This is a genomic window from Longimicrobiaceae bacterium, assembly GCA_035936415.1.
Lineage (GTDB): Bacteria > Gemmatimonadota > Gemmatimonadetes > Longimicrobiales > Longimicrobiaceae > JAFAYN01.
On record DASYWD010000389.1, the window covers coordinates 21,641 to 27,702 of the forward strand.

The 6,062-nt window shown below is 74.0% G+C and carries 5 protein-coding genes; all 5 read right to left on the reverse strand.

From position 1 onward, the window contains the following. Positions 1 to 3: 3 nt before the first annotated feature. A complete protein-coding gene (murJ, locus tag VGR37_15805; GenBank protein ID HEV2148870.1) occupies positions 4 to 1,695 on the reverse strand; it encodes a murein biosynthesis integral membrane protein MurJ in 1,692 nt (563 codons plus the stop codon). A gap of 128 nt (positions 1,696 to 1,823) precedes the next feature. Continuing rightward, entirely contained in the window at positions 1,824 to 3,512 is a 1,689-nt protein-coding gene (bshC, locus tag VGR37_15810) for a bacillithiol biosynthesis cysteine-adding enzyme BshC (GenBank protein ID HEV2148871.1), read from the reverse strand. 17 nt (positions 3,513 to 3,529) lie between these two features. Beyond that, positions 3,530 to 4,021 (reverse strand): 23S rRNA (pseudouridine(1915)-N(3))-methyltransferase RlmH, encoded by a 492-nt coding sequence (locus VGR37_15815; protein ID HEV2148872.1) that lies wholly within the window; start codon positions 4,019 to 4,021, stop codon positions 3,530 to 3,532. Between the two features lies 1 nt (position 4,022). Next, positions 4,023 to 5,591, reverse strand: a complete 1,569-nt coding sequence (gene nadB, locus VGR37_15820) for an L-aspartate oxidase (protein ID HEV2148873.1) — start codon at positions 5,589 to 5,591, stop codon at positions 4,023 to 4,025. Then, a partial coding sequence (locus VGR37_15825; GenBank protein HEV2148874.1) for a tetraacyldisaccharide 4'-kinase occupies positions 5,588 to 6,062 on the reverse strand: 475 nt, incomplete at its 5' end. The genes VGR37_15825 and nadB, both read right to left, overlap by 4 nt.

The following is a 6,062-nucleotide window of genomic DNA, read 5'->3' on the forward strand; positions in this document are numbered from 1 at the left end:
GGGTCAGCGGCGGCCCAGCACCCGCCCGACGCGCCGCAGGAAGACGCCGGCCTCTCCCAGCCCCAGCGCCGCCCCCACGCCGAAGTACACCCCGGCGAACGCGGGTACCACCAGCGCCGCCTCCAGCAGGGCGGGCACCTCCGGGAGCGCCCACCGGACCGCCCACCCGGCCGCAGCTCCCGCCAGCGCCGCGGCGAACATCCGCGTGAGCAGCCCCAGCCCCGCGCCGACGGGCCCGATCCGGTCCCGCAGCCGGCGCCGCAGGAGGATCCACTCCAGCCAGGCGCCCACCGATGCGGCGAGCCCGAGGCCCACGGCCCCCAGCCTCCACGGCCCCACCTGGAGGTCGCCGAAGAGCCCCGGCCCGATCCTCACCTCCTCGCCGAACGCGTCGAAGGACACCCCCTCGAACTGCAGCATCAGCACCATCCCGAGCGCGGCGCCCACCCCCACGCGCGCCGTGGCGAACCGGGCCGGCGTGCGGGTGTCGCGGAGCGCGAAGAAGGCGGAGGAGAAGAGGCGCGTCCCCGTGGAGGCGAGCAGTCCCAGCGAGTAGGCCGCGAGGGTGAAGTAGACCAGGAGCGTGTTGAAGCGGTCGAACTCGCCGCGCTGGAAGAGCGCCGCCACCAGCAGGTCGCCGACGGCGAGGAACGCCACGAAGGAGGGGACCACGAAGAACGCCACCCGCTCCATCCCCGCGTTGGTGCGCTCGCGGAGGACGTCCACGGCGCCGCCCCGCCGGCGCGACAGCTCCGGGAGCTCCGCGGCGGCCACGGACATCCCGAAGAGGCTCACCGGGAGCAGGTAGATGGTCTGCGCGTACCCGATGGCCGCGACGGCGCCCACCGCCAGGAGGCTGGCGAGCACCATGTCCACGTAGCCGGCGAGCTGCACCACGCCCCGGCCCATGATCGCCGGACCGGCGTTGCGGACGGCTTCCCGCGCCCCCGGCACCCGGTCCGGCCGCCCCAGGCGGAGGCTCCGCTCCAGCCGCAGGACCCAGGGGAGCTGAACCAGGAACTGGAGCGCCCCGCCGATGAGCGCGCCCCACGCCACGGCGATCAGGAGCCCGCCCTGCGAGAGGCGCCCGGAGAAGATGAAGAAGCTGGCGATGATCGCCACGTTCCAGAGGACCGGGGCGACGTAGGGGACGAAGAAGCGGCGGTGGCTGTTGAGGATCCCCAGCGCCCAGGCGGAAAGCACCAGGATCCCCGTCATGGGGAAGAGGATCCGGGTGGTCACGATGGCCAGGGCGCGACGCTCCCCCTCGAACCCGGGGAGAAAGACGGAGACCAGCAGCGGCGCGAAGAGCACCCCCAGCAGCACGAACACCGAGGCGAGCGCCAGCAGCAGCGCGAAGATGGCCCCCGCAACCCGGCCGGCCTCCTTTTCGCGCCCCTGCTCCAGCAGCTCCGCGTACACGGGGATGAACGAGGCGCTCAGCGTCCCCTCGCCCAGCAGGTTCTGGAGGACGTTGGGCATGCGGAGCCCCACCCGGAACACGTCCGCGTAGAGCGAGGTGCCGAAGAACATGGCGAGGACGCTCTCGCGCACCAGCCCCGCGACCCGGCTCAGCAGGATCCCGGACGCCACCATCGCCGACGCCGCCCGGCCCGAGGAGGCGCTCTCGGGCGGCGGGGGGGCCATCACGGCGGTCTCGTCGTCCTGCGGAGGGGTCGCGGATTCGGGTGTCATCGTCGCTCGTCCGGCAGACCGCCCGCCCGGAGTTCACCGGAGCGGGCGGTCGATCGTTTCAGGAAGCGCGTGGGCGCACGGCCGCCCCGGCGCGCAGGTGCACAGCCCAGGCCAGAGCAGCGGAACGGCTACACGCCCTCCCCGATCGGCGCCTCGACCGGCGCCCGCTCCGGCATCTCCGCGCCCAGCGGCACCACCATCCGTTCCGCGATCTGCGCCAGGAGCGCCGGGCCGTGCCCCGCCAGGAAGGAGGAGACGTTGAGCACGCGATCCTGGGGCTCGCCATGCGGGCGGAGCTCCGCACGGACGCGCCGGACGTCGCGCGCGACCCCCTTCCCCGCGCGCGCTACCGCCGAGACGACCTTCCGCTCCGCGTCCGCGGCCTCCAGGAGCGACCGGTTCCGAAGGCTCCCCAGCGCGCCGCGGAGGGTGGGGTCCACCGCCTCCGCCGCCTCGATCAGCCCGGCGTATCCCTCGGCGATCCCCTCCCGTAGCCTCTGCAGCGCCTCCTCGACCCCCGCGGGCACGCGCTCCCGCGCGAGCCGCCGCACCAATTCGTGCTCCGGCGCATCCAGGTCGGCCATGCCGATCCCCAGCCGTTCCATCGTGCGCCGCGCCCCCGGGGAGACGAGGGTCACGGAAAATCGCGGGTAGACCACCGGCATCCCCATCCCGAACTCCCGGAAGAGGCGGCCAAGCTGCGCGAAGTAGGCCATCTCCCCCGGCCCGCCGACGTACGCCAGCGTCGGGAACACGGCGCTCTCCACCACCGGGCGAAGGAACACGTTGGGGCTGAACCGCGTCGGGTCCGCCGCAACCGCCTCGCGCACCTCCTCCGCGGTGAAGTGCCGACGCGCCCCCCGCGTGTACCACCCGTCCCCGCGCGCGTAGAGCCGCTCGCGCCCCGCGGGGCCGTGGTGGAAGACGTTGGCGCCCTCCGGGAGCACCGCGACCTGGCCGTGGTAGCCGGCCGCCTCCAGCTCCGCGGTGCGGGCGCGGAGCAGCGCCTCGTGCTCGCGCGTGCGGAGGATCGCCCCCTCCAGCACCGGGGCGGAAGCCCGCTTCAGCGCCGGGGCCGCGGCATCGGTGATCAGCAGGTCGAACCCGGCGAAGAGCTTCGCGACCGTCTCCCGGAACGCCCCGGCGATCGTCGCGTCCGGCGAATACGCCTCTCGGAGCAGCCTCAGACAATCCTCCGCAAGCGGTTCCCCCGCAAGCGCATCCGCCAGCTCGGCAAGGCTTGCTTCGATACCCGTCCCCACCCGCCGCTCGCTCATGGGGAGCGGCACGGAGTCGTCTCCGGGAATGCGGATGCGGCGCACCTCGCCCCGGGCGTCCAGCACGTCCGCGTGGTCCACCTCCCCCCAGTCGTGGTCCTCCGATGCGGCCCAGAACACCGGGAGGACCAGGACGCCCAGCTCCCGCTCCAGTGCCTCCGCGAGGCGCACCGCTGTCAGGATCTTATGTACGGTATAAAGCGGGCCCGTGAAGAGACCGGTCTGCTGGCCGGTGGTGACCATCGCGCCGCCCTCCTCGACGAAGCGCGCCAGGCGCTCCGCGGCCCCGGGCGACGTGGGCCGGAGGGCGGCCGCCGCGCGCTCCCGCTCCGCCCGCCCGAACCGGCCCCGCACCTCGTCCAGCTTGGCGCGGAACGACGCGAGCTCGAACGGAGAGCCGCCGGAATAGAAGGACGGGGCGCTCCCCTCCCCCGCCAGGTAGTCGCGGACCAGGCGCGCCCCGCGAAGCGGCTCCACCAGGATCTCCAGCCCCGGCGCTGCCTCGCGTCCCTCCCCGCGGTCCCCTTCTACATTCTTCATTCTACATTCTTCATTCCTCATCCCCGCCCCGACTCCTCCCGCCCCTTGTGATACGGCTCGCCGCGGGAGATCGTCCCCGCCCGGTAGATCTGCTCCGCCAGCACCAGGCGCGCGAGTTCATGCGGGAGCGTGAAGGCGGAGAGGGAGAGCTGATGCCTCGCCCCGGCCAGGATCTCGTCGGAGAGCCCGTAGGCGCCCCCGATGAGGAAGGCAGCGCCGGGGCTTCCCCGCACCGCCAGCTCCGAAAGGTACCGGGCGAGCTGCTCCGACGTCCACTGCTTCCCCGTCTCGTGCAGCGCCACCAGCTCGCACCCCGGAGCGGCCCGCGCCAGGAGGCGCTTTCCCTCCTCGTCGCGCACCCGGCCGGCGCCGCCGGAACCGCGGTACGGCTCCTCCTTCACCTCCACGGGCTCGAAGGAGAAGTACCGGTGGACCCGCCCCTCGTACTCCTCCACCGCCGCGGCGGCCGGGCCGCGCACCCTTCCCACGGCGAGCAGCTGCACCTTCATCTCAGCGCCCCACCACGGTGTCGCGGAGGAAGTGCTCGTTGTCGCGGTGCGGGTGGTCCACGTTGTAGTGGAGTCCGCGGCTCTCCCGCCTCCGGCGCGCGCAGCGCACGATCAGCAGCGCCGTTTCCACCATGTTGCGCAGCTCCACCAGGTCGGCGGAGGGGACGGACGAGGCCCAGACCGTCTCGTTCTGCTCGGCGATCTGGCGGATCCGCGCCTCCGCGAACTCCAGCCGCTCGTCGGACCGGACGATCCCCACCAGGTCCCACATGAGCGAGCGGATCTCCTCCCGATCGTGCACCAGGAGGACGCCCTCCGGCTCACCGCGCCCCCCGGGCGCCTCCCGGGCGGGCGAAGAGGAGGGAAGCGGGAGCGAGGCGAGCTCCGCTTGCAGGCGGACCGACGCCCGGTGCGCGAACACCACCGCCTCCAGCAGCGAGTTCGAAGCCAGCCGGTTGGCGCCGTGCACGCCGGTGCAAGCCGTCTCGCCGGTGGCGTAGAGGCCCCGCAGTGAGGTGCGGCCGTGCGTGTCGGTCAGCACGCCGCCACAGAGGTAGTGCGCCGCCGGGACCACCGGGAGCGGCTCCGCGAGCATGTCGATCCCGCGGGCGGCGGTCTCGCGGAGGATGTTGGGGAAGCGCGCGCGGATCTCCTCCTCCGGGATTGCGGAGCAGTCCAGCAGCACGTGCGGGTCCCCGGTGCGCTTCATCTCCCGGTCGATGGCGCGGGCGACCACGTCGCGCGGCGCGAGCGAGCCCAGCGGGTGGTAGTCGCCCATGAACGCGGCCCCGTCCAGCCGGCGCAGCTCCGCCCCCTCGCCGCGTACCGCCTCCGAGATGAGGAGCGTCCGCTCCCGCGCGGGGTAGAGCGCCGTCGGGTGGAACTGCACGAACTCCATGTTCGCCACCCGCGCCCCGGCGCGGTACGCCATGGCCACCCCGTCGCCCGTGGCGATCCCCGGGTTGGTGGTGTGGCGGTAGACCTGGCCGCACCCGCCGGTCGCCAGGAGCACCGCGCGGGCGAGGAAGGGCGCGACCTCTCCGGTCACCGGGTCCAGCACCAGCGCCCCGCAGCAGCGGGGGGCGCCATCCTCCTCCGCCACCAGGAGGTCCACGGCGGCGTGGTCCTCCAGCACGTGGATCCGCGGCGAGGCGGCCACGGCCTCGAGGAGACCGCGCTCGATCTCCCGCCCGGTCAGGTCGTCGGAGCGGACGATGCGTCGCCGCGAGTGCCCCCCTTCCCGCCCCAACGAGAGGTGCGCCCCCGCCCGGGTGAAGTCCACGCCGAGCGAGATCAGCTCCCGCACACGCTCCGGCCCCTCCCGCACGAGCGCTTCGACCGCGTCGGGGTGGCAGAGCCCGGCCCCGGCGACGAAGGTGTCCTCCACGTGCAGCTCGTACGAGTCGTCGGGCGAGAAGACCGCCGCGATCCCGCCCTGCGCGTAGTTGGTGCTCGACTCCGGCCGCTCCTTCTTGGTTACGACCACCACGTCGGTGAAGCGGGCCGCCTTGAGGGCGAAGGAGAGCCCCGCGATCCCGCTCCCGATGACGAGCACGCCCGTGGCCGTCACCGGAGCGCTCCGTCGACGGCGGCGTCCAGGGCGCGCAGCAGCGCCTCCTCGCCGGAGGTGAAGCGAACCGTCTGGCGGAGCACCCAGGCGTCCACCGCGGGGGGAAGGATCTCGCGCAGCTTCACGGCGTCCTTGTGCGTCATCACGAGCGGGCGGCCTCCCGCGCGCCGGAGCAGCGCGGCCGCCTCGGCGGCGTCGAAGGGGTGGTGGTCCGGGAAGGAGGCCAGCTCCACCGCCAGACCCCGCTCCCGCAGGTTCTCGGCGAACGGGCGCGGATCGGCGAGCGCGGCCACGGCGAGCACCGCATCTCCCGCCGCCGGGGGCGGCCCCCCGCCCCCCGGATGGACCGGCTCCAGCGAGGCGGGGGCGATCCAGCACTCCGCGACCGGAACGCCCGGCGCGAGCGTCCGCAGCTCCCGAGCGATCCGGGCGCCCTCCTCCGCCCCCGCGGACTTGCGCGTGGCGACGAGG

Excerpts from the sequence above, each read along its gene's own strand:
- bshC (HEV2148871.1), bottom strand. The coding sequence starts at position 3,512 with ATGAAGAATGTAGAAGGGGACCGCGGGGAGGGACGCGAGGCAGCGCCG.
- VGR37_15815 (HEV2148872.1), bottom strand. The coding sequence starts at position 4,021 with ATGAAGGTGCAGCTGCTCGCCGTGGGAAGGGTGCGCGGCCCGGCCGCC.
- murJ (HEV2148870.1), bottom strand. The coding sequence starts at position 1,695 with ATGACACCCGAATCCGCGACCCCTCCGCAGGACGACGAGACCGCCGTG.